Source organism: Clostridium aestuarii (assembly GCF_026735135.1).
Lineage (GTDB): Bacteria > Bacillota > Clostridia > Clostridiales > Clostridiaceae > Clostridium_H > Clostridium_H aestuarii.
This window is the reverse complement of record NZ_JAPQER010000002.1, coordinates 455,788-477,474: the sequence shown is the minus strand read 5'-3', so window position 1 is coordinate 477,474 and position 21,687 is coordinate 455,788. Positions and strand designations below refer to the sequence as shown.

Below are 21,687 nucleotides of genomic sequence, written 5' to 3'. Positions count from 1 at the left end.
GAATCATGGAAGGAATAATTATAAAAGGAATAGGTGGCTTTTATTATGTAAAAGTAAAAGATCAAGTTATAGAATGTAAAGCCAGAGGCAAATTTAGAAAAAAAGGGTTATCACCTATTGTTGGTGATAAAGTTGATATTACTTTAAAAAATAATAAAGGATCAATTGAAGAAATTTATGAAAGAAATAATGAATTGATACGGCCACTAGTATCAAATATTACTCAAGCACTTGTCGTATTTTCACTAAAAAATCCTGATGTTAATTTAGATCTTTTAAATAAATTTTTACTTCAATGTGAACTAAAAAAAATAAAAGCTATAGTTTGTTTTAATAAAACAGATCTATTGGAAAAATATCAGGACGATAAAGCTGTAAAAATGATTAAAAATGCTGGATATGAGTATATTTTTGCTAATGCAAAGAAAGGAATAGGATTAGAAAAGATAAAAAATAAATTAAAAAATAATGTAACTGTTTTTTGCGGACAGTCTGGAGTTGGAAAATCAACTATACTAAATCAGTTAGTTGGCAGTGAAGTTATGGAAACTGGAAATATAAGTGAAAAACTAAAAAGAGGAAAACACACTACAAGGCATAGTCAATTAGTAGAAATTAATGAGGGGTTTGTTGTTGATACTCCAGGGTTTTCTACGCTTGAAGTGAAGTTTGAAAGTAAAGAAGAGTTACAGGAATATTTCCCTGAATTTTGGGAATATGAAAACCAATGTAAATTTAAAGGGTGTATGCATTATAAAGAACCTGAATGTATAATTAAAAAAGCTGTAGAAGAAAATATAATAGATTCTAACAGATATAAATTTTATATAAAAACATTAGAAGAGATTATTAAGGGGGAAAAAAACAAATGGTAAAAATAGCGCCATCTATATTATCAGCAGATTTTAAAAACTTACAAAAGGATATAACAGACTTGGAAAGATATGGTGCAGACTTCATTCATATAGATGTAATGGATGGAATGTTTGTTCCAAATATTTCCTTTGGAATTCCTATTATTAAAAGTATTAGAAACCTTACAAATTTGGTATTTGATGTGCATTTAATGATAGAAGAACCTTCAAGATATATTGAAGACTTTGTTAAAGCTGGTGCAGACTTAATTACAGTGCATTATGAAAGTGATAAACACTTAGATAGAACAATAAATTATATTAAGAGTTTTGGAATTAAAGCTGGAATAGCATTAAATCCTGCTACTCCAATAGAATCAATAAAGCATTTAATAAGTGAAGTAGATATGATACTTATAATGTCTGTGAATCCTGGATTTGGAGGACAAAAGTATATAAAATATTGTTCAGATAAAATTAAACAAGTAAAAGAAGTTTCTTTAAAATGTAATAAAGAGCTTTTGATACAAGTTGATGGTGGGGTTAATTTAGATAATATTAAGGAAATTGTTGAATGTGGTGCAAATGTAATTGTAGCGGGTTCAGCTGTATTTAAGGATGGTGAAATAGAAAAAAATATAAGAGCGTTGAAAGAAAGGTTTTAATTATGAAAGTTGTTATTGTATCAGGAGGAACAGCTCCTTCTGATGAGTTAATTAATAAGGAAATAGAAGACTGTACATATTTAATTTGTGCTGATAGTGGAGCTAATTGTTTGTATGAATATGATATATGTCCAGATTTCATAATTGGTGATTTCGATTCTATAGAGCCTAAAGTTTTTGAATACTTTAAAAATAAACATAGTAATATAATTCAGTACCCACCAGAAAAAGATTATACTGATACTGAAATTGCTGTAAATAAAGCCGTAGAACTGGGAGCAAATAAAATTATATTATTAGGATGCACTGGAACACGAATAGATCATTCTCTAGGTAATTTAGGAATGTTGATTAAGTGCTTAAAATTAGGAGTTTCAGCATATATTAAAGATAAACATAATGTTGTTACAATTACAAATAAGCCTATAACTTTACTGGGTAGTAGAGGTAAAACATTTTCTTTGGTAGCATATTATGAGAATGTTGATGAATTAAGTATTAGTGGAGCAAAATATCCACTAGATAAATTTTATTTAGAGATAGGTAATCCAATTACAATTTCAAATGAATTTATAGAAGAGCAAGTTGAGATTAATTTCAAAAAAGGAACTTTATTGGTGATTTACCCCACAGAATAAAGGCATGTAAATATTTGCATGTCTTTATTGTAACTAAAAACTACGCTAATACATATAATAAAACTATAAGTAAAGTTTGCCTGCGATATCCATATTTTAGGGGGTTATTATGAAGATTGTTGCTATCAAGCTTCCTAACTTTTTATCAAAATTTTTAAGAATATTTAAAAAAAATAAAAAGTAAAAAAATGCAATTGTATTAACAATTGCATTTTTTACTTTTTCAGTTTAGACAGCACGTTGAACTTTTCCAGAACGTAAGCATCTAGTACATACATTTATTTTTCTAGGACTTCCATTAACTAAAGCTTTGATGCTTTTTATATTTGGCGCCCATTTTCTCTTTGATTGACGATGCGAATGGCTGTATTGAACACCTGAAACAACACCTTTTCCGCATATATCACATTTTTTTGCCATTGTATAACACCTCCTATATTGAAGATAATAATTCCATGTGATAGAACGTAATATATTGTAGCATATATAACATGTTTTTGGCAAGTAAAATATAAATGTAAAAGTAAGAATAAGTATATATATGATTTATTTTCTTGATTTAAAAATATATATATTATAAAATAAATAGTATGTTAAGATAAGGAGGAATGTATATGTTAGGAATTACTGGTGTATATGGTACTATAAATTATTCTGATGAAGTTTTAGCGAATATCGTTGGTATATCTACTATGGAATGCTATGGAGTTGTTGGAATGGCTTCTAAAGATGCTACAGATGGTTTGTGGCAGCTTTTGAAACGTGAAAACTTAAGCAAAGGAGTTAAGATATATAATAAAGATAGTAAACTATTTATAGAAGTACATGTTATTATTGAATATGGAACAAAAATTTCTGTTATAGCAAATAATATAATAAAAAAAGTAAAATACAATGTAGAAAATCAAACAGATCTTGATATTGCAAGTATAACTGTAAATGTTCAAGGTGTAAGGGTTTAAGGAGGTACAAAAATTGGAACGTTTTGAGCTAGATGGACATGATTTACGAAATATGGTAATTAATGCATCAAATAGACTTGAGGAAAAAAAAGAGTTCGTAAATTCTTTGAATGTATTTCCAGTACCAGATGGTGATACGGGTACAAATATGTCAATGACTTTTAGAAGTGCAGTGCTAGAAATTGAAAAATCACAAAATATTTCTATTGGTGAAATTTCAAAGCAGATTGCAAAAGGTGCATTGATGGGTGCAAGAGGTAACTCAGGTGTTATTCTTTCTCAAATATTTAGAGGAATAGCTAAAGGGTTAGAGGGAAAAAGCAAAGTTGATGCTGCTGTTTTTGCAAATAGTATAAAAGAAGGAGCAAAATATGCATATAAGGCAGTTATGAGACCAACAGAAGGTACAATATTAACTATTATTAAGGCGGCTGGAGAAAGCGCTATTAACTGCGATGATGTAGATATAGTAAAGAGATTATATAAGATATGTAAGTATAGTGAAACTATTCTTGATAAAACACCTGATATGCTTCCAGCATTAAAAGCAGCAAAAGTAGTTGATGCAGGAGGTATGGGATTATTAATTATATTAAAGGGTATGTACGAAGCATTAAAGGAAAATATAGAAGCTAAAGTTGAAGATGTTAAACACAAAAATATTGAAAAAAAAGTAGCACCTCAAGTTAACATAAATACAAAAGATATTAAATATGGATATTGCACTGAATTTTTTATACTTGTAGAAGATGCATGTTTGAAGGTTAATGAGTTCAAAAAACTTTTAGAGCCTATAGGAGATTCAATGATAGTTGTTGCTGTAGATGATGTTATAAAAGTTCATATACACACTAATGATCCAGGATGGATATTGTCACAAGGGGTTAAACTCGGTGAATTATCTAAAATAAAGATAGATAATATGAGAGAAGAACATAGACAAATTTTGGAATTGGAATATGCTTCAACTTCTGATGATGAAAAGATTGAAAATATTAGTAGTGATGTACAAAATGAAGAAAAAGAATATGCCTTTGTAGCTATTTCTATGGGAAATGGACTTAAAAATATTTTTAAAGATCTTGGAGTGGATTTAGTCATTGAAGGTGGTCAAACAATGAATCCAAGTACTCAAGATATTTTAGAATGCATAGAGAAAATTAATGCAAAAAATATATTTGTTTTACCAAATAATAAGAATATTATTATGGCTGCAGAACAGGCTTCAAAGATTTCAGAAAAAAATGTTGTAATAATTCCTAGTAAAACAATACCACAAGGTATAACTGCAGTAACTGTATTTAATGATAACAGTTCTCTTGAGAAAAATATTGAAGAAATGAATGCAGCTATCCAAAGTGTTAGCACAGGTTCTATTACTTATGCAGTACGTGATACAGAAATGGATGGTAATATTATAAAAGAAGGTAACATATTAGGATTAATTGAGGGGAAAATTAATCAAATTGGAGAAGAAGTATATGAAGTTTGTAGTGAAATAATTTCAAATATGATTACTGAAGAAAGTGAATTAATTACAATTTTTTATGGAAAAGATTGTGATGATGAGAAGGTTGAAGAATTTTCTAGTAAACTAGAAGAAAAATATCCACATATAGATATTCAATACTATAGTGGTGAACAACCATTATATTATTTTATTGTATCTGTTGAATAAAAAAGCCTAGAGGCTTTTTTTTATTATAGTAAAGGATGGGAAAAATATAATGAATAGTAATGATAATATAAGTGCTTTAAAAGGTATAGGTCCTAAAACAAAGGAAACTTTAAATAAGTGTGGTATATTTACTATTTTAGATTTCCTTTTATATTTTCCAAGAGAATATGAAGAAAAAGAATATTATAGTTCTATAAAACAAGTAAATGAAAATAAAAATATAATTATTAGAGTGGTTGCTAAACAAATAAAGAGAGATATACATATAAGAAAAAATTTGATTATATCAACTATATTATTTTATGATGGGGAAACAAATTTTGAAGCAAAATGGTTTAATCAACCATACATTAAGAAAAAATTTCATCTTATGAAAGAATATATACTTTCGGGTAAAGTTCAGATTGAAAAATATAAAAGGGTTTTGGCAAACCCAATTATTTTAGATAATATTGAAGATGAAGATAGAATGGTTCCTAAGTATTCTTTAAAAGAAAATCTTAAAAACAATTTTTTTATAAAAATAAATTCTCATATATTATCTAATATTAGAATATCTGAAAATTTACCTAAAAAAATTTTAGATAAATATGGGCTTTGTTCTCTTGATAAGGCTATTAGGAATATTCATAATCCAAAAGGAAAAGAGGAACTTAAGGAAGCTATAAAAAGATTGAAATTTCAAGAGCTATTTACATATTCTTTAAAATTATTGATGATTAAGAAGTTGAACAGTAGTAAGGGGATTGCATTTAATATAGCACCAGAACTTAAGGTGTTAAAAGATGCATTGCCTTTTGATTTGACAAAGGCGCAAAGTAGAGTTGTAAGAGAAATATTAATTGATGAGAAAAAAAACATACCTATGAATAGATTAGTTCAAGGAGACGTAGGAAGTGGAAAGACAATAGTTGCAATTATTGCTCTTTTTAATATAATAAAAAATGGGTATCAAGGAGTATTTATTGCACCTACAGAAATACTTGCATCTCAGCATTATGTGGAAGCAAAAACGATTTTAAAAGATTTTGATGTTAAAATTGAATTATTATGCGGTAGTACTACGTTAAAAAATAAAAAAAGAATTAAAAAGGAATTACAAGAAGGAAGAATTGATTTAATTATAGGTACACATGCTCTTTTGGAAGATGATGTTAATTTCAAAAAATTAGGAATGGTTGTAACGGATGAGCAACATAGATTTGGTGTTAGACAGAGAAGCAGACTATACAATAAGGATAAGAAAATTGATATATTAGTTATGACAGCAACGCCTATACCTAGGACTTTAGCATTAACATTATATAGAGATTTAGATATATCCATAATAAATGAATTACCTCCAGGAAGAAAAAAGATTGATACCTACTATGTTGAAAAAAATAAAAGAGATAGAGTATATAAATTTTCTTTAAAAGAAATACAAAAGGGAAGACAAGTTTATATTGTATGTCCTTTAGTAGAAGAAAACGAAAAAATACAATTAACTTCTGTAGAAGAGTTATATACTGAATTAAAAGAAAAATATTTTAAAGGAATGGATATTGCAATATTGCATGGAAAAATGTCCGGTAATGATAAAGAAAAAATTATGATAGGGTTTAAAGAAGGAAAAATAAAAGTACTTGTAGCTACAACTGTAATAGAGGTAGGGGTAAATGTTCCTAATGCTACTTTAATGATAATAGAAAATGCTGAAAGATTTGGATTATCACAGCTGCATCAATTACGTGGAAGAGTTGGAAGAGGAGAGGAAAAATCATATTGTATTTTAATAGCTAACATAAAAAGTGATGTAACAAGGAAGCGGATGGAAATTATGAGTAAAAGTAATGATGGGTTTTATATTGCAGAAGAAGACTTAAAGATAAGAGGAAGTGGAGAAATATTCGGAGTCAATCAGCATGGAGAAAATGGACTGATTTTATCAGACTTAATTGAAGATATACATTTGTTTAAAATTGCAAATAATGAAGCTAAATTAATAATTAATAGTGATTTAGAAGAGGATATATCAATAAAAAGGGACATATTAAGTAAACTTGAAAATACTTCAAAGTATATATGTTTTAATTAAATTTTTAGTTATAAAAATATAAAAATAATTTTGTATAATTAATAGATATATGATAAAATATGAAATAAGATTTTATGTAATTGACAACAAAGGAGGATTAAAATGCGAATAATTGCAGGAAGTGCAAAAGGAAGAAAAATTTTGCCACCTGATGGTATGCAAACAAGACCGACATTAGATAGAGTGAAGGAAAATATATTTAATATAATTCAAAATCGAGTTGTCGATGCTGTTGTTATAGATGTGTTTTCAGGTACTGGAAGTTTAGGGTTAGAAGCAGCAAGTAGAGGAGCAAAGGAGTGCTACTTGGTAGATAAACATCCTACGACTTTTAAATTTTTAAAACAAAATGTAATTAATTTAAAGTTTGAAGATAAGTGTAAATGTTTAAATATGGATTCGTATGATTCACTTAAGGAAATGTGTAGAAAAAATAAAATTTTTGATCTTATATTTATAGATCCACCTTATGCTAAGGAAATGATTCCGCCAGCAATAGGAATAATAAGTGAAAAAATGTTATTAAAAAAAGATGGTCTTATTGTAACTAAAATAGATTCTTCAGAAGAGATATATGAAGGAAATGATGATATAGTTCTTATTAATCATAGAAAGTATGGTAATACTACTGTATGCTTTTATATGTATAGGGAGGATTAATATGAGTATCGCAGTATACCCAGGGAGTTTTGATCCAATTACCGAAGGTCACTTAGATATTATAAAGAGATCAGCGGCTATTTTTGATGAAGTAATTGTATCGGTTTTAATAAACCCGGAGAAAAATGGTAATTTCAATGTAGAAGAAAGAGTGGAACTTATAGAAAGAGTTATTAAAAACTTAGATAATGTAAAAGTAGAAAGTTTTTATGGGTTGCTTGTTAATTATATGAAAGAAAGAAATGCTAAAGTTATTATTAAAGGTTTAAGGTCTGTATCTGACTTTGAATATGAGTTTCAAATGGCTCTTATGAACAAAAAACTTGATCCTACAATAGAAACTGTATTTATGATGACAAATGCCAAATATTCATACTTGAGTTCGTCATCTGTAAAACAAGTTGCCATGTTTGGTGGATGTATAGATGAATTAGTTCCACATGAAATTGCATCAGATGTAATTGATAAAATTAGTAGGAAATAAGGTGATGAATTAAATGGAGGTTATGAAATTACTAGAATATCTTCAAGAAATAGTTGAAACATCACATAATGTACCTATTGTAGGGAAAACAATGATTAATAAGAAGGAATTAATAGATATTATAGAGCAAATTATTAACTATCTTCCTGATGAGTTTAAAAAGGCACAATGGATATGTGAAGAGAAAGAAAGAGTTTTAAACGATGCTCATAAGCAAGCGGAGCTTATAAAAAAACAAAGTTATCAATTATTAAAAAAAGAAATAGAAAATCATAATATAACAAAGGAAGCACAAATAAAAGCCGAAGAAATTGTAACTTCGGCTAAAAGAGAAGCTAAGGTTATCAGAGTGGGAGCAAGGGAATATGCAGATGAAATATTATGCAATTTAGAGAAAGAAATAAACACAGAAGGACAGCAGATGCTTCTCAACTTAAAGAATGATATGGAAAAATATTTAAATGATATAGGAAAAAATATAACAAGCACGACTAGTACGATAAGAGAAAATGTTAAAGAGCTAAGAGAAACGGTTAAGTAATTTATTTATTTTATTTATTGTAAAAGGAAAAAGTAAGAGGAATAATTGAATTACTAATATCCTGTTTAATATAAGCAATTCATTGCTTTGGGTTTGCAGATTGAATACGTACTTAGATAGATTTAAAATACTAAATTTATAAAATAATACAGCTAATATACTACACAATATTCCTTGAAAAAATTTTCTTTTTATATACTTAATTAAAGAAAAATTAAATTTATGAGTAATTGAGTATACTTGACCTGTTATTGATATACCTCCAAAACTTAATAGAAAGCTTATAAGTATGATTTTGAGAGTTATACTAAAATCTCCAGCTGAAATTAAACTGCAACCATTAGTTATTTCAAGTATACCTAAACAGAAACTTTTAATAATACATTCTGGTATATGTAATAATATAGATAATTTTGTTAAAACAATATCAAATATGATATTGTTTTTTGTTATTACAGTTAATACAGAGAAAAACACTACAAATCCTCCTATTGATAAAGAAGTTGAAAGTGCATTATCTATACTTGTTTTTAAAATTTCACCAATATTTTTATTATTTTGGTTATTCTTACAAAGTGTTTTTTTATTTAAATGATTTGTATTGGTAGGAGAAAGTAATAAACCTGTTAAAAAACATGATATATAGCAAGAAACTAGTAATAGTACTCCTAAAAATGAATTATTCAACATCGAAGTACCCACTGTTCCTATTACAAATAAAGGACTTGGGTTAGATGCTATACTTATGAGTCTTTCGCAAGTAGAAAAATTAATAGAATTTTTGTTGTAAAGTTCACAAGCATATTTTGCACCAAGTGGATATCCACATAAAATACTGACAATTAGGACTACGGAACAATTTTCAGGAAGCTTAAGAGGTTTACATAAAAATTTTCCGAAAAATTTTGAATAAATATCTACTGCATTATAAGATAACATTATATTTATCAATACTAAAAAAGGAAATAAAGATACAAAAACGGATTTTATGAATAGTTTACAACCATTTAGTGCTGAATTTAAGCATAGTTCAGGTTTTAAAATTATATTTAGTATTAATAAAGTACATAAGATTGTTACAAAAATATCTTTATTTAAGTTTGAAATCTTATTACTTAATAATTTAAATATTAAAAAAGCTATTGATATTATCAGTAGAATAAAAATTATTTTCATAAATATCTCCTTAAAATAATAATTTGTTTAAAAAAATATATAATCTAGACTATTATATTTATATTTCAAAGAGATACTTTAATATTACTTTTTAAAGTAAACGAATAGGACTAATTTTATAATCATCATATGGGCTTATTGTTTTATTCAATAAACTATATGCTTGAGTTGATTGTATTTCTAAATTTAACACTTCATTTCTTTGTTTTGGAAGCTTAGTATATAAAGGTATTGAAGATGAAATTTTAAATTTTCGTAATATCTCTTGACCTTTTTTATTAAATCCTAAAATCCTAGCATAAGGGCAAGAAGCTTTTCTTAATGTTTGTGTGTTATATTCATCAAATCCTATAAAATATTGACATAAAATTCTATTTATTCTAGTTTGAGTATATCTTTTGCTTTTTACGTTTAATATTAAATCTGTATAATTGATAGAATCTTTTATGCATTTATAAATTTTATTATGTAGTCCCTCTGAAACATCTGGAATATTTTCTAGTTTATTATTTGTTGTAAAAATTTTGTATTTTATATATTTAAAAATTTCTTCTTCAAAAGTCAGACTGTTTTTTTGTTGCATTTTTTTTAAAATATCATAAGTTTCTGAAGGTATTACACTTTTTAAAGAGGCAATATCTCTATTTTCTTTTAGATGTTTTCTTATTGCTGATGCACTACAAAAAATATTATCTATATTAAGATTGTTATAAGAAGAACCTTTTCTGTGTATTGTAAAAGGAATTATAGTACTATTTAATTTAATTAAGCTTTTACAATATTCTATAGCTAAAATATTATTAGATGAGTTTAAGATTTCGGATATATGTGAATTATCATCAAAACATTTTGATAATGCACTACTTCTTGCTAATGGAAAAGATATTCCTTTATCTAAGCTTAATTTTAAATTATATTTAAAATCATCAGGTTCTTCAACTAATATTTTAGCAATTTCTTTTATTGTATTTATATTTCCGCTTTCACTTCCAAAACATAGATTATTTATATTACCTAAATTGTTCAATAAGCTTACTGCACCATAAGCAAAAAATTCTGCTGAAGATAAACTGTATATAGAGGGTAATTCAATTACCAAATCTACTCCATTTGCAAGAGCTAATTTGGTTCGGTTCCATTTATCTATTATTGCAGGAGTTCCTCTTTGTACAAAGTTTCCACTCATTACACAAACAACTCCATCACATTTTGTTATTTTTTTTGAATTAATAATATGGTATAAATGACCGTTGTGCAATGGATTATATTCAGTAATTATTCCAGTAATATTCATTAAATCACCTACCTTGAATAATAGTATACGTTATTGTTTAAACTATTTATGTAATTATGCTAAAAAGTACAAAAAAATCAATAATATTATTAATAAAAAACAAAAATTATTATTTTTTTGTTGAAAAGTATATTAAAAACGTTGTATATTATAATATAGAGTATATTATATAGTATACCATACAATATTGTTATATAAGTTGAAAGGAGAATTTGACATGAAAGTTATGCAAAAAATATGGGATTCAGCAAAAAAAGATTTAAAAACAATTATTTTACCAGAAGGTGAAGAGGAAAGAACTATTATTGCTGCTGGTAAAATTAATGATAACTCACTAGCAAATTTAGTATTAATAGGGAATGAAGAAAAAATAACAACTAAAGCAAAAGAAGTAATGGCTAATATCCAAGGTGTTACAATAATTGATCCTGAAACATCTGACAAAACAGCAGTTTATGCTAAAGAGTTATATGAACTAAGAAAACATAAAGGTGTAACTGAAGAAAAAGCTTTAAAAATAGTAAAGGATCCAATATATTTTGGAACTGTTATGGTTAAAGTTGGAGATGCTGATGGCATGGTATCAGGTGCTATACATACAACTGGTGATTTATTAAGACCAGGTTTACAAATTGTTAAAACAACTCCAGGTACATCTATAGTTTCTGGAACATTTATTATGCAAGTTCCAAATTGTGAATATGGTGATAATGGATTATTATTCTTTGCAGACTGTGCTGTTAATCCAAATCCAACAGCAGAACAATTAGCAACAATAGCTATATCTACAGCTGAGACTGCTAAAAAATTATGCCAAGTAGAACCTAGAGTTGCTATGCTTTCATTCTCAACAATGGGAAGTGCTAGCCACGAATTTGTTGATAAAGTTAGAAAAGCAACAGAAATTGCTAAGGAATTAAGACCAGATTTACAAATAGATGGAGAGTTACAATTAGATGCTTCAATAGTACCAGAAGTTGCACAATTAAAAGCTCCAAATAGTAATGTTGCTGGAAAAGCTAATGTATTAGTATTCCCAGATTTACAAGCAGGTAATATAGGATATAAATTAGTTCAAAGATTTGCTAAAGCAGAAGCTATTGGACCAGTATGTCAAGGGTTTGCTAAACCTATAAATGATTTATCAAGAGGATGTAGTGCAGATGATATTGTAAATGTTGTTGCAATTACGGCAGTACAAGCTCAATAAAAGATTGATTTTAAAACAATATGTAAAAACAAAATTTAGATAAATGATAATCAAAAATTAATACATAATTTAAAGTGAAAATTAGGAGGAATAACGATGAAAATATTAGTAATAAACTGTGGAAGTTCATCTTTAAAATATCAACTTATTGATATGCAAAATGAGGATGTATTAGCTAAAGGATTAGTAGAAAGAATAGGAATTGAAGGATCTATTTTAACTCAAAAAGTTAATGGAAAAAAATACATAATTGAAGAACCAATGCAAGACCATAAAAAAGCGATACAACTTGTATTAGGTGCTTTAGTAGATGAAAAAGAAGGCGTTATAAAAGATATGTCAGAAATATCTGCTGTAGGTCATAGAGTTGTTCATGGTGGAGAAAAATATGCACATTCTGTACGTATAGACAGTGATGTTATGAATGCTTTAGAAGAGTTTGTAAAACTTGCACCTCTTCACAATCCACCTAACATAATAGGAATAAATGCTTGCAAAGAACTAATGCCTGAAACGCCTATGGTCGGAGTGTTTGATACAGCTTTCCATCAAACAATGCCAGAAGAAGCTTATATTTATTCTCTTCCATATGAATTATATAAAAAACATGGATTAAGAAAATATGGATTCCATGGAACATCTCATAAATATGTTTCTTCTGTTGCTGCTGAAATGTTAGGAAAAGATATTAATGATTTAAAAATTATAACTTGCCATTTAGGAAATGGAGCAAGTTTAGCGGCAGTTAAAGATGGAAAATGTATTGATACAACTATGGGATTCACACCACTTGCTGGTTTAACTATGGGAACAAGATGCGGAGTGATAGATCCAGCTATCGTTACTTTCCTAATGAAAGAAGAAAATTTATCAATAGAAGAAATTGATAACTTAATGAATAAGAAATCAGGAGTTCTAGGAATTTCAGGAGTAAGCAGTGATTTTAGAGACATTGAAACAGCTGCTAAAGAAGGAAATAAAAGAGCTGCGTTAGCTTTGAAAATATTTAAACATAAAGTAAAACTATATGTTGGTGCTTATGCTGCTGCTATGAATGGTGTTGATTGTATTGTATTTACAGCGGGTCTTGGAGAAAATGCTATAGAAACTAGAGAAGAAATAATTAATGGATTAGGATTTTTAGGAACTAAAATAGATAAAGAAAAGAACAATGTAAGAGGAGAAGCAAGAATCATAAGTACTGATGATTCTAATGTTAAAGTAATGGTTATACCAACTGATGAAGAATTGATGATTGCTAGAGATACAAAAGAAATAGTTGAAAAATAAAGCATAATATAGCAAAGTCATAATAAAATACTTGACTTTTTAGGTGCAAATTTATATAATAAGTTGTGGCTAATAAGTTCTGTGTACTACATGGACTTTATTAGCCCATTTATAATGATAGAGGTGTGATTATGTTAGTCGACATTTCTGATTTGATTTGGAAAAAAATTAAGAAAAAAGAAATTAATATGTCTTTCGAGGGCAAAAAATTTGTTTTTGATGGGCAAAAAATTACATTTGTAGAACCTGTTATGTTAGAAGGAATTTTTACTATGGCGGGTGATATAATTAATTATGATGGAAAAGTAAAAGTAACTTTGAGATTAGTTTGTTCCAGATGTCTTGAAAATTTTGATTATCCATTGGAAATTGAAATTCATGAAAGATTTTCAAAACTAGACAATACTGAGGATAACGATATTATCGTTATAGATGATGATAAAGTGGATTTTTCACCAATCATTGAAGATAATATTATTTTGTCACTACCCATTAAGAAACTTTGCAATAGTAAATGTAAGGGACTATGTCCGGTGTGTGGCACTAATTTAAATTATTCTAAATGTAAATGTGAGAAGGATGAAATTGATCCAAGACTTGCAAAGTTAAAATACCTTTTTCCAGACAACTAAGGAGGTGAAAGTAGATGGCACATCCAAAGAGTAAGACATCAAATGCTAGAAGAGATTCAAGAAGAGCTCAAACATTTAAACTAAGTGTACCAGGAATGGTTGAATGTCCACAATGTCATGAAATGAAACTTGCACATAGAGTATGCAAAGAATGTGGATATTATAATGGAAAAGAAATAGTTTCAAAGGAAAAATAAAAAGAAAGTCTTAGGACTTTCTTTTTTTGAAATTTTTATACAAAATTTATTTGTAATTTTGTAATTTTGTAAGTTGCATGAATTTCATAAATCGTATGGTTAAAAGTGAGGTAAGGTTATGAGGATTGTAGTTGATGGCATGGGAGGAGATTATTCACCATATGCAGTTATAGAAGGGTGTATACAAGCAATAAAAGAATATAATGTTGATATTGTAGTAACAGGGCCAGAAGAATTAATTAATAAAGAATTAGATAAGTATCAATATAATAAAGAAAAGATAACTATAATAGATTGCAAAGAAATAATTGAGAATAATGAACATCCTGTAATGGCAATAAGACGAAAAAAAAATTCCAGTATATATAAAGCTTTAGAGTTAGTAAAAAAAGGTGAAGCTGATGCAGTAATATCAGCGGGAAGTACTGGAGCATTTCTAGCAGGCGCTACTTTGATAGTAGGAAGAATTAAAGGGGTAAATAGACCAGCATTAGCACCTATAATGCCAGGAAAAAATGGACCGTTTATGGTAATTGATTGTGGAGCAAATGCTGAATGTAAACCTAAAAATTTAGTGCAGTTTGGTCAAATGGGAGAAGTTTATTTTGAAAATATTTTAAAGATTAAAAATCCTAGTGTTGGATTAGTTAATATTGGAAGTGAAGAAGAAAAAGGAAACGAACTTACAAAAGAAGCACATAAACTTTTAAAAGAATGTAACTTTAATTTTGTAGGAAATGTTGAGCCGAGAGAAATTCCAACTGGAAATGTAAATGTTGTTGTATGCGACGGATTTGTGGGAAATACTATATTAAAGACATATGAAGGAGTAGCGGCTAATATATTTTCTACATTAAAAGAAGAAATAATGTCTTCTACTAGAACTAAAATTGGAGGCATAATGTTAAAACCTGTTTTTGATAAATTCAAAAAAGATTTTGACTACAAAGAATATGGAGGAGCTGCTTTCTTAGGGGTTAATGGAATATGCATTAAAGCACATGGAAGTTCAGATGCTAAGGCACTTAAAAATGCAATAAGACAGGCAATTTCTTTTCATGAAAATAATATTATTAATAAAATTAAAGTACATATAGAAAAAAAATTGGTATAAAATATAATATAAAATATTATTATATTATTGACGATACACAAATTTTGTAATATTATCTTATTGTAGAATTTTAATTAGGAGGTGAAATAAATGGTTTTTGATAAAGTTAAGAAAATAATTGCAGACCAACTTGGACTTGATGAAGATACAATAACAATGGATTCATCTTTTGTAGATGATTTAGGAGCTGATTCACTTGATGTTGTTGAACTTATAATGGCATTAGAAGAAGACTTTGACATTGAAATACCAGATGAGGATGCAGAAAAAGTATCTAAAGTTGGTGATGTAGTAGAATATATAAGTAATCACATTGAAGAATAATTAAAGTCCCGTAATCTACGGGACTTTAAATTTATATAAAAATAGAGGAGCTGTTTTGTATGAAAGAGAATAGAGTTAGTATTCTCAATGAATTAGAAAATAAACTTAATATAAGGTTTAATAATATAAGTTTGCTAGATATAGCTTTTACACATAGTTCATGTGCAAATGAAAATAAGAATATAAAATTCAATGAAAGATTAGAATTTTTAGGAGATTCTATATTACAACTTTGTATTTCTGAGTTTCTATTTAATAAATATAAAGATAAGTCAGAAGGTTTTTTAACTAAAAAAAGAGCACTTATTGTATGTGGAAATTCATTGTATAGAGTTTCTAAAAATTGGAATGCTGGAAAGTATATAAATATGAGTAAAGGTGAGGAAATGACAGGGGGCAGAACAAGAGTTTCGATATTATCCGATTGTGTTGAAGCAACAATAGCTTCGATTTACTTAGATCAAGGCTATACAAAAGCAAAAGAATTTATACTTGAAAATTTTAAAGTAATAATAGAAGAAGCTGATAATAATGAAATTATTATTGATCACAAGACAAAATTACAAGAAACAATTCAAAAATTTGGAGAATATAGTGTGGAATATAGTTTGCTTAGATATGAAGGACCACCACATAGAAGAAAATTTTTCACTGAGGTAATGGTGGATTCACTAGTTAAAGGTGTAGGTGAAGGGTATAGTAAAAAAGAATCAGAACAAAATGCTGCAAAAGAAGCTTTAGAAAGTTTGGGTGATAAAGATGAGTAAAACTCATTATATAATACCAATCTTTGTACCTCATGAAGGATGTCCTCATAACTGTGTATTTTGTAATCAAAATAGTATTACAGGGACAAATCAAAGAGTTACTCCAGCTTTTGTTGAACACACTATTAAAGAGTATTTAAAAACAATTAATAGACAAAATTCTGTTGTAGAAGTTTCTTTTTTTGGTGGTACTTTTACTGCAATAGATATAGAAAAGCAAAAACAATTATTAGCAGTTGCTAAAAAATATAAAGATAACGGACTTATAGATTTCATACATCTTTCTACAAGACCAGATTATATTGATGAGGACATACTTACAAATTTAAAAAACTATTCTGCGGATATAATTGAATTGGGAGTTCAATCTTTAGATAATGAAGTACTCTTAAAGACAGGTAGAGGTCATGATAATGAAGATGTTTTCAAAGCCTCAAAACTTATAAAAGAGTTTGGGTTTACTTTAGGACACCAAATTATGTTAGGTCTTCCTGGAGATAATTTTGAAAAGGATATAGAAACAGCAAAAAAAGTTATAGAACTAAAACCAAAGATAGCTAGAATTTATCCTGCTTTAGTAATAAAAGGAACTCCTATGGAAAAAATGTATGATAAAGGAATGTACAAACCATATACTTTAGATGAAGCTATTGAAATAAGTAAAATAGTGTATGCTATGTTTGCAGCTAATGATATTAATGTAATTCGAATAGGACTACAACCAACAGAAGAAATAAATTTAGGAAAAGATGTGATTATAGGACCTTTCCACCCGTCTTTTAGAGAACTGGTTGAGGGAAGTTTGTATAATGATATTCTTTTAGAAGAATTGGCACAATGTGATAATGATGCAGTTAATATATATATAAATAGTAAGGAAATATCTAAACTATATACAAATAGAAAAAAATTTTTTAATGACATGAAAGCAAAAATAAAAACAAATGTCATCAAAGTTTTTCAAAACAATGATATTGATAGAGGCTGTATTTTGTTAAAAATTGAAAATAAATGTAAAAAAATAAATATTAAAGAAATATTGAAAAAAAGATACAAAGAAGGATATTAAAAAGTTTTATAGAATATATTCCCTATAAAGGATGCAATAATATGCAATAATAAATTTTGTAGGGAGGATTAAGAATGGAAGTATTAAAAGTATCAGCTAAATCTCAACCAAAATCAGTAGCAGGTGCACTTGCAGCAGTTCTCAGAGAATGTGGAAGCGTCGAACTACAAGCTGTAGGAGCAGGAGCAGTAAATCAAGCTGTTAAAGCATTAGCTATTACAAGAGGATTTGTAGCACCAAATGGAATCGATTTAATTGTAATTCCAGCATTTTCACAGATATTAATAGATGGAGAAGAGAGAACAGCTATAAAATTTATAGTAGAACCTAGATAGTATAAAACCGTGTTAATCACGGTTTTTTTTATTTATATATTTAATTGATATTTAAAACTATATGTTTTAAAATAATATAGTAATATAGTTATATAATGAAAATTATAGAGATTAGCTTTTATTAATTTTATATTTAGAAATAGGAGAGATAAACATGTTTTTGAAGTCACTTGAGATAAGAGGCTTTAAATCCTTTGCAGATAAAACTGAAATGGTTTTTAAAAAAGGAATTACAGCTGTAGTAGGACCTAATGGTAGTGGTAAAAGTAATATATCAGATGCAGTAAAGTGGGTGCTTGGTGAACAAAGCGTAAAAAATTTAAGAGGAGGTAGAATGCAGGATGTTATTTTTGCTGGGACTGAGTTTAGAAGACCAGTTGGATTAGCACAAGTAACTCTTGTCCTTGATAACAGTGATAGAGAACTTCCAATAGAATATATAGATGTTACTATAACTAGAAGGCTTTTCAAATCAGGGGAAAGTGAATACTATTTAAATAATACAAAATGTCGATTGAAAGATATTCAAGAACTTTTCATGGATACAGGAATAGGAAAAGAAGGTTATTCTATAATTGGACAGGGAAAAATAGAAGCTGTTCTAAGTGGAAGACCAGAAGAACGTAGAAGTATTTTAGAAGAAGCTGTTGGAATTGTTAAGTTTAAAAGTAGAAAAGAAGAAGCGCAAAAAAAATTATATAATACTGAACAAAACCTTCAAAGAATAAATGATATATTTAGTACATATGAAGAGAGACTAGAACCACTTAGAAAAGAAAATGAAAAAGCAAAAGAATTTTTAGAATTATCACAAAAGCTTAAAGTCAAAGAAGTGACAGTAATTATTGATAGTATAAACAATATAGAAAATAAAATTAATTTTTTCAAAAGCGAAGTACAAAATAATGAAATAAACTTAAAAGAACTTCTAAATGAGAAAAATAAATATAAAGATGAACTTATGAAATATAATAATGAACTTGAGAAGATGGAAATGGAAAATAGCGAAGAACGAAAAAAATATTATGATAGTAAAACTAGTAAGCAAAATTTATTATCACAAATTGATTTGTTAAATGAAAAAATTAGTAATTTATCTAATAGTAATGAAAGAGCTTCTAAAACATTAACTCAACTTAATATTAAAATTGAAGAGTTAAAGGAACAAAAAATTTCAGAAAAAATCAAGTTAGAATCAATTAAGAACCAGGAAGATTCTTTTAAAAAGAATATATTAAAAAATGAAGAAATTATGAAACGTAGTAGTAATGAAATTGAGGGGAATAATACATTAATAAAAAATTCTAAATCATATCAAAGTGACTTGTTAAGCAATATAACTAAGTATAAAAATAATTTAGTTTTAATAAAAAATGAAATAAATACTCAACAAAATAAACTAGATGAATATAAAAATAATAGTGAAACGTATGGTAACTCGATAAAAATAAATCATAGTACTAGAAATGTATTAAATAATGAAATTATTAATATAAAGAAAAACATTAATAATTACGAGAATCATATAAGAGAGTATAAAAAAGCTATTTCTATGCAGAACAAAAATTTAGTTGATGAGGAAAAAAAGTTACAAGCGATAACTTCTATATATAATAAAGCAGAAGCTAAGTGTAATGCTTTTATGAACTTAGAAAAGCAATATGAAGGGTATAATAGATCAGTTAAAAATTTGATGACTCATATTGAAAAGCATAAAATACCAGATGTTTTAGACAATACATGGGTATTGGGTGAAATAATAAAAGTAGAGAAAAACCTTGAAGTTGCTATAGAAATAGCATTAGGAGGTAGTATTTCTAATATTATTACCTTGAATGAAAATATTGCAAAAAAACTTATTAAATATTTAAAAGATAATAAGTTGGGAAGAGCCACTTTTTTACCCATTAGCATAATAAAGGGCAAAAAAACACATATATCTGATAAAATTAAAAGGATGAAGGGATATATAGGCATAGCTAGTGAAATCGTATCCCATAATTCTAAATTTATTAATGCAATTGATTATGTTTTGGGGAGAACTGTAATTGCTGAAGACATGAATAGTGCGCTTTCTATAGCAAAAGAAAGTGGCTACAGCTTTAAAATTGTTACATTGACAGGTGAGGTTGTTAATCCAGGTGGGGCTTTAACAGGTGGAAGTTTACATAATAGAAATGTTAGTATAATAAGTAGAAAAAGAGAAATTGATGAAATAACTTTAAATTTAAAGGAATATAGTATTCAAATAAAAGATTCCATAAAAAAAATTGATGTTTGTAAAGTTAAGATAAAAAAAATGGATGATGAAATCTTAAATTTAAGAGATAAAGTTCATTTTCAAAATATAGAAAGCACTAAAATTAATGGTAAAATAAGTGCTATTGATAATGAAAATGATAAATTAAAAAGAGATTTAAAAATTGCAAATAATGAAATGATATTAGCTAAAGAAAATATAGATAATAATATTTTAGAAATGAAAAAAAATGAATATAAAATTGAAGACTTAACTAAACTACAAAATGAAAATTCTAATAAAATTTTTGAAACAGAAAATATTTTGGATAAACAAAATCAACAGTTAAAAGATAAAAATGAAGAAATCACATCATTGAAAATTAAAAAAGCTCAAGTTGAAGAAAGTATATTAAATGTAATTAAAGATATTAGAAGAATAGATGATGAAATAATTGAAATGAAGAATCAAGTAATTGATATAGAAAATGAAATTAAAAAAGCAGATATAAATAAAAGTATTTTAAGTGAAAAAATAATAGAAAATCACAAAAAAATTGATCAAATATTAAAGGATATAAAAGAATATGAAGAAAAATTTAAAGAAGCTGAAATAAATAGAATAAAGATTAAAGAAAATATAAAAAATCATACAGAAAATTTAGAAAAAGTAACATTGTTGTATAATAAAAAAGAGAAAGAAAATCATAATATAGAGATAGCTCTTGCTAGGGGTGATACAGAAAAAAATTCTTTATATAAAAAAATAAATGAGGAAATGGAGTTAACTTATGCAGAAGCAGTAGATTTAAAATTAAAAGATGGAAATATAAAAAAATGCAAAGAAGATATTATATATTATAAAGGTAAAATATCTAAGATTGGAGTAGTGAATTTAGGAGCTATTGAAGAATATAATGAGCTTATAAAAAAGCATGATTTTATGAAATCACAAAAAGAAGACTTAATAAAGGGTAAAGAAGAATTATTAAGCGTTGTTAGTGAAATGACTAGTAAGATGAAAAAAGTTTTTCATGAAAATTTTAATAAGCTTAGAAAAAACTTTAATGAAACTTTTATAGAGTTGTTTAAAGGTGGAAATGCAGATTTAATACTTGAAGGAGAAGATGAATTAACTTCTAATATAGAGATAAATGTTCAACCACCTGGTAAAAAGCTTAGCAATATAAATTTAATGTCAGGTGGAGAAAAAGGGTTATCTGCAATAGCATTATTGTTTGCTATTTTAAAAATGAAGCCAACTCCATTTTGTATTTTAGATGAAATTGAAGCTGCGTTAGATGATTCTAATGTAGTCAGATATGCTCAGTTTTTAAACAAATTTTCTCATAGCACACAGTTTATTATAATTACGCATAGAAAGGGTAGCATGGAAGCTAGTGATGTTTTATATGGTGTTACTATGGAGGAAAAAGGAATTTCAAAAATTATATCTGTTGATTTAAGTAACTAAATTTGATG

Annotated in this window: 23 protein-coding genes; 20 read left to right on the top strand and 3 right to left on the bottom strand. The window is 27.2% G+C overall.

Annotated elements, in window-relative coordinates; translation table 11 throughout:
• Positions 1-5: 5 nt before the first annotated feature.
• The 4 genes from rsgA (at position 6) to spoVM (ending at position 2,341) form a co-directional block, all read left to right on the top strand.
• The gene (gene rsgA / locus OW763_RS06495; protein ID WP_268040268.1) at positions 6-875 is read left to right on the top strand and encodes a ribosome small subunit-dependent GTPase A; all 870 of its coding nucleotides are present in this window, start codon (positions 6-8) and stop codon (positions 873-875) included.
• Positions 869-1,519 (top strand): ribulose-phosphate 3-epimerase, encoded by a 651-nt coding sequence (gene rpe, locus OW763_RS06490; protein WP_268040267.1) that lies wholly within the window; start codon positions 869-871, stop codon positions 1,517-1,519. Before rsgA ends, rpe begins: the two co-directional genes overlap by 7 nt.
• 2 nt (positions 1,520-1,521) lie before the next feature.
• On the top strand, positions 1,522-2,157 hold the full coding sequence (locus tag OW763_RS06485; protein WP_268040266.1) for a thiamine diphosphokinase: 636 nt from the start codon (positions 1,522-1,524) through the stop codon (positions 2,155-2,157).
• Positions 2,158-2,266: 109 nt separating this feature from the next.
• Positions 2,267-2,341 carry a stage V sporulation protein SpoVM gene (gene spoVM, locus OW763_RS16970; RefSeq protein ID WP_418921798.1) on the top strand — a complete coding sequence of 25 codons (75 nt, stop codon included), beginning with the start codon at positions 2,267-2,269 and terminating at the stop codon, positions 2,339-2,341.
• A gap of 44 nt (positions 2,342-2,385) precedes the next feature.
• Here the strand turns inward: spoVM and rpmB are convergent, their stop codons facing one another.
• Positions 2,386-2,577 carry a 50S ribosomal protein L28 gene (rpmB, locus tag OW763_RS06480; RefSeq protein ID WP_268040265.1) on the bottom strand — a complete coding sequence of 64 codons (192 nt, stop codon included), beginning with the start codon at positions 2,575-2,577 and terminating at the stop codon, positions 2,386-2,388.
• 194 nt (positions 2,578-2,771) lie between these two features.
• Here rpmB and OW763_RS06475 point away from each other — a divergent pair, with 194 nt between their 5' ends.
• From OW763_RS06475 to OW763_RS06450, 6 genes are all read left to right on the top strand, one after another.
• A complete protein-coding gene (locus OW763_RS06475; RefSeq protein WP_268040264.1) occupies positions 2,772-3,119 on the top strand; it encodes an Asp23/Gls24 family envelope stress response protein in 348 nt (115 codons plus the stop codon).
• A gap of 13 nt (positions 3,120-3,132) precedes the next feature.
• A complete protein-coding gene (locus OW763_RS06470) occupies positions 3,133-4,797 on the top strand; it encodes a DAK2 domain-containing protein (RefSeq protein WP_268040263.1) in 1,665 nt (554 codons plus the stop codon).
• A 49-nt stretch (positions 4,798-4,846) separates the two neighbouring features.
• On the top strand, positions 4,847-6,874 hold the full coding sequence (gene recG, locus OW763_RS06465) for an ATP-dependent DNA helicase RecG (RefSeq protein WP_268040262.1): 2,028 nt from the start codon (positions 4,847-4,849) through the stop codon (positions 6,872-6,874).
• A 102-nt stretch (positions 6,875-6,976) separates the two neighbouring features.
• Positions 6,977-7,534: a 16S rRNA (guanine(966)-N(2))-methyltransferase RsmD gene (rsmD, locus tag OW763_RS06460; protein ID WP_268040261.1), complete on the top strand. Its 558-nt coding sequence runs from the start codon at positions 6,977-6,979 to the stop codon at positions 7,532-7,534.
• Between the two features lies 1 nt (position 7,535).
• Positions 7,536-8,018: a pantetheine-phosphate adenylyltransferase gene (coaD, locus tag OW763_RS06455; protein WP_268040260.1), complete on the top strand. Its 483-nt coding sequence runs from the start codon at positions 7,536-7,538 to the stop codon at positions 8,016-8,018.
• A gap of 13 nt (positions 8,019-8,031) precedes the next feature.
• Positions 8,032-8,559 carry an ATPase gene (locus OW763_RS06450; protein ID WP_268040259.1) on the top strand — a complete coding sequence of 176 codons (528 nt, stop codon included), beginning with the start codon at positions 8,032-8,034 and terminating at the stop codon, positions 8,557-8,559.
• On the opposite strand, the gene ylbJ is transcribed toward OW763_RS06450, so the two are convergent.
• Positions 8,539-9,735 (bottom strand): sporulation integral membrane protein YlbJ, encoded by a 1,197-nt coding sequence (gene ylbJ / locus OW763_RS06445; RefSeq protein WP_268040258.1) that lies wholly within the window; start codon positions 9,733-9,735, stop codon positions 8,539-8,541. The two genes, OW763_RS06450 and ylbJ, sit on opposite strands and share 21 nt — an antisense overlap.
• 91 nt (positions 9,736-9,826) lie before the next feature.
• Complete coding sequence (locus tag OW763_RS06440; RefSeq protein ID WP_268040257.1) at positions 9,827-11,029, bottom strand: nucleotidyltransferase; 1,203 nt, start codon at positions 11,027-11,029, stop codon at positions 9,827-9,829.
• A gap of 217 nt (positions 11,030-11,246) precedes the next feature.
• Between OW763_RS06440 and pta the strand changes: the two genes are divergently transcribed.
• The 10 genes from pta to smc all read left to right on the top strand — a co-directional run bounded on the left by pta (position 11,247) and on the right by smc (position 21,679).
• Positions 11,247-12,239: a phosphate acetyltransferase gene (pta, locus tag OW763_RS06435; protein WP_268040256.1), complete on the top strand. Its 993-nt coding sequence runs from the start codon at positions 11,247-11,249 to the stop codon at positions 12,237-12,239.
• A 96-nt stretch (positions 12,240-12,335) separates the two neighbouring features.
• Positions 12,336-13,529 carry an acetate/propionate family kinase gene (locus OW763_RS06430; protein ID WP_268040255.1) on the top strand — a complete coding sequence of 398 codons (1,194 nt, stop codon included), beginning with the start codon at positions 12,336-12,338 and terminating at the stop codon, positions 13,527-13,529.
• 131 nt (positions 13,530-13,660) lie between these two features.
• On the top strand, positions 13,661-14,161 hold the full coding sequence (locus OW763_RS06425) for a YceD family protein (protein WP_268040254.1): 501 nt from the start codon (positions 13,661-13,663) through the stop codon (positions 14,159-14,161).
• Positions 14,162-14,175: 14 nt separating this feature from the next.
• Positions 14,176-14,358 (top strand): 50S ribosomal protein L32, encoded by a 183-nt coding sequence (rpmF, locus tag OW763_RS06420; RefSeq protein ID WP_268040253.1) that lies wholly within the window; start codon positions 14,176-14,178, stop codon positions 14,356-14,358.
• A 118-nt stretch (positions 14,359-14,476) separates the two neighbouring features.
• Complete coding sequence (plsX, locus tag OW763_RS06415; RefSeq protein ID WP_268040252.1) at positions 14,477-15,472, top strand: phosphate acyltransferase PlsX; 996 nt, start codon at positions 14,477-14,479, stop codon at positions 15,470-15,472.
• A gap of 90 nt (positions 15,473-15,562) precedes the next feature.
• Positions 15,563-15,796: an acyl carrier protein gene (acpP, locus tag OW763_RS06410; protein ID WP_268040251.1), complete on the top strand. Its 234-nt coding sequence runs from the start codon at positions 15,563-15,565 to the stop codon at positions 15,794-15,796.
• Positions 15,797-15,855: 59 nt separating this feature from the next.
• Positions 15,856-16,563, top strand: coding sequence for a ribonuclease III (rnc, locus tag OW763_RS06405; protein ID WP_268040250.1), 708 nt, complete (start codon positions 15,856-15,858; stop codon positions 16,561-16,563).
• Positions 16,556-17,632, top strand: coding sequence for an elongator complex protein 3 (locus OW763_RS06400; protein WP_268040249.1), 1,077 nt, complete (start codon positions 16,556-16,558; stop codon positions 17,630-17,632). Before rnc ends, OW763_RS06400 begins: the two co-directional genes overlap by 8 nt.
• A 74-nt stretch (positions 17,633-17,706) precedes the next feature.
• Positions 17,707-17,967, top strand: coding sequence for a stage V sporulation protein S (locus OW763_RS06395; protein ID WP_268040248.1), 261 nt, complete (start codon positions 17,707-17,709; stop codon positions 17,965-17,967).
• A 154-nt stretch (positions 17,968-18,121) separates the two neighbouring features.
• Positions 18,122-21,679, top strand: a complete 3,558-nt coding sequence (smc, locus tag OW763_RS06390) for a chromosome segregation protein SMC (RefSeq protein ID WP_268040247.1) — start codon at positions 18,122-18,124, stop codon at positions 21,677-21,679.
• Positions 21,680-21,687 lie beyond the last annotated feature (8 nt).

Coding starts and splice junctions, on each gene's coding strand:
- rsgA (WP_268040268.1), top strand. CDS start 6: ATGGAAGGAATAATTATAAAAGGAATAGGTGGCTTTTATTATGTAAAA.
- rpe (WP_268040267.1), top strand. CDS start 869: ATGGTAAAAATAGCGCCATCTATATTATCAGCAGATTTTAAAAACTTA.
- OW763_RS06485 (WP_268040266.1), top strand. CDS start 1,522: ATGAAAGTTGTTATTGTATCAGGAGGAACAGCTCCTTCTGATGAGTTA.
- rpmB (WP_268040265.1), bottom strand. CDS start 2,577: ATGGCAAAAAAATGTGATATATGCGGAAAAGGTGTTGTTTCAGGTGTT.
- OW763_RS06475 (WP_268040264.1), top strand. CDS start 2,772: ATGTTAGGAATTACTGGTGTATATGGTACTATAAATTATTCTGATGAA.
- recG (WP_268040262.1), top strand. CDS start 4,847: ATGAATAGTAATGATAATATAAGTGCTTTAAAAGGTATAGGTCCTAAA.
- rsmD (WP_268040261.1), top strand. CDS start 6,977: ATGCGAATAATTGCAGGAAGTGCAAAAGGAAGAAAAATTTTGCCACCT.
- coaD (WP_268040260.1), top strand. CDS start 7,536: ATGAGTATCGCAGTATACCCAGGGAGTTTTGATCCAATTACCGAAGGT.
- OW763_RS06450 (WP_268040259.1), top strand. CDS start 8,032: ATGGAGGTTATGAAATTACTAGAATATCTTCAAGAAATAGTTGAAACA.
- ylbJ (WP_268040258.1), bottom strand. CDS start 9,735: ATGAAAATAATTTTTATTCTACTGATAATATCAATAGCTTTTTTAATA.
- OW763_RS06440 (WP_268040257.1), bottom strand. CDS start 11,029: ATGAATATTACTGGAATAATTACTGAATATAATCCATTGCACAACGGT.
- pta (WP_268040256.1), top strand. CDS start 11,247: ATGAAAGTTATGCAAAAAATATGGGATTCAGCAAAAAAAGATTTAAAA.
- OW763_RS06430 (WP_268040255.1), top strand. CDS start 12,336: ATGAAAATATTAGTAATAAACTGTGGAAGTTCATCTTTAAAATATCAA.
- OW763_RS06425 (WP_268040254.1), top strand. CDS start 13,661: ATGTTAGTCGACATTTCTGATTTGATTTGGAAAAAAATTAAGAAAAAA.
- rpmF (WP_268040253.1), top strand. CDS start 14,176: ATGGCACATCCAAAGAGTAAGACATCAAATGCTAGAAGAGATTCAAGA.
- plsX (WP_268040252.1), top strand. CDS start 14,477: ATGAGGATTGTAGTTGATGGCATGGGAGGAGATTATTCACCATATGCA.
- acpP (WP_268040251.1), top strand. CDS start 15,563: ATGGTTTTTGATAAAGTTAAGAAAATAATTGCAGACCAACTTGGACTT.
- rnc (WP_268040250.1), top strand. CDS start 15,856: ATGAAAGAGAATAGAGTTAGTATTCTCAATGAATTAGAAAATAAACTT.
- OW763_RS06400 (WP_268040249.1), top strand. CDS start 16,556: ATGAGTAAAACTCATTATATAATACCAATCTTTGTACCTCATGAAGGA.
- OW763_RS06395 (WP_268040248.1), top strand. CDS start 17,707: ATGGAAGTATTAAAAGTATCAGCTAAATCTCAACCAAAATCAGTAGCA.
- smc (WP_268040247.1), top strand. CDS start 18,122: ATGTTTTTGAAGTCACTTGAGATAAGAGGCTTTAAATCCTTTGCAGAT.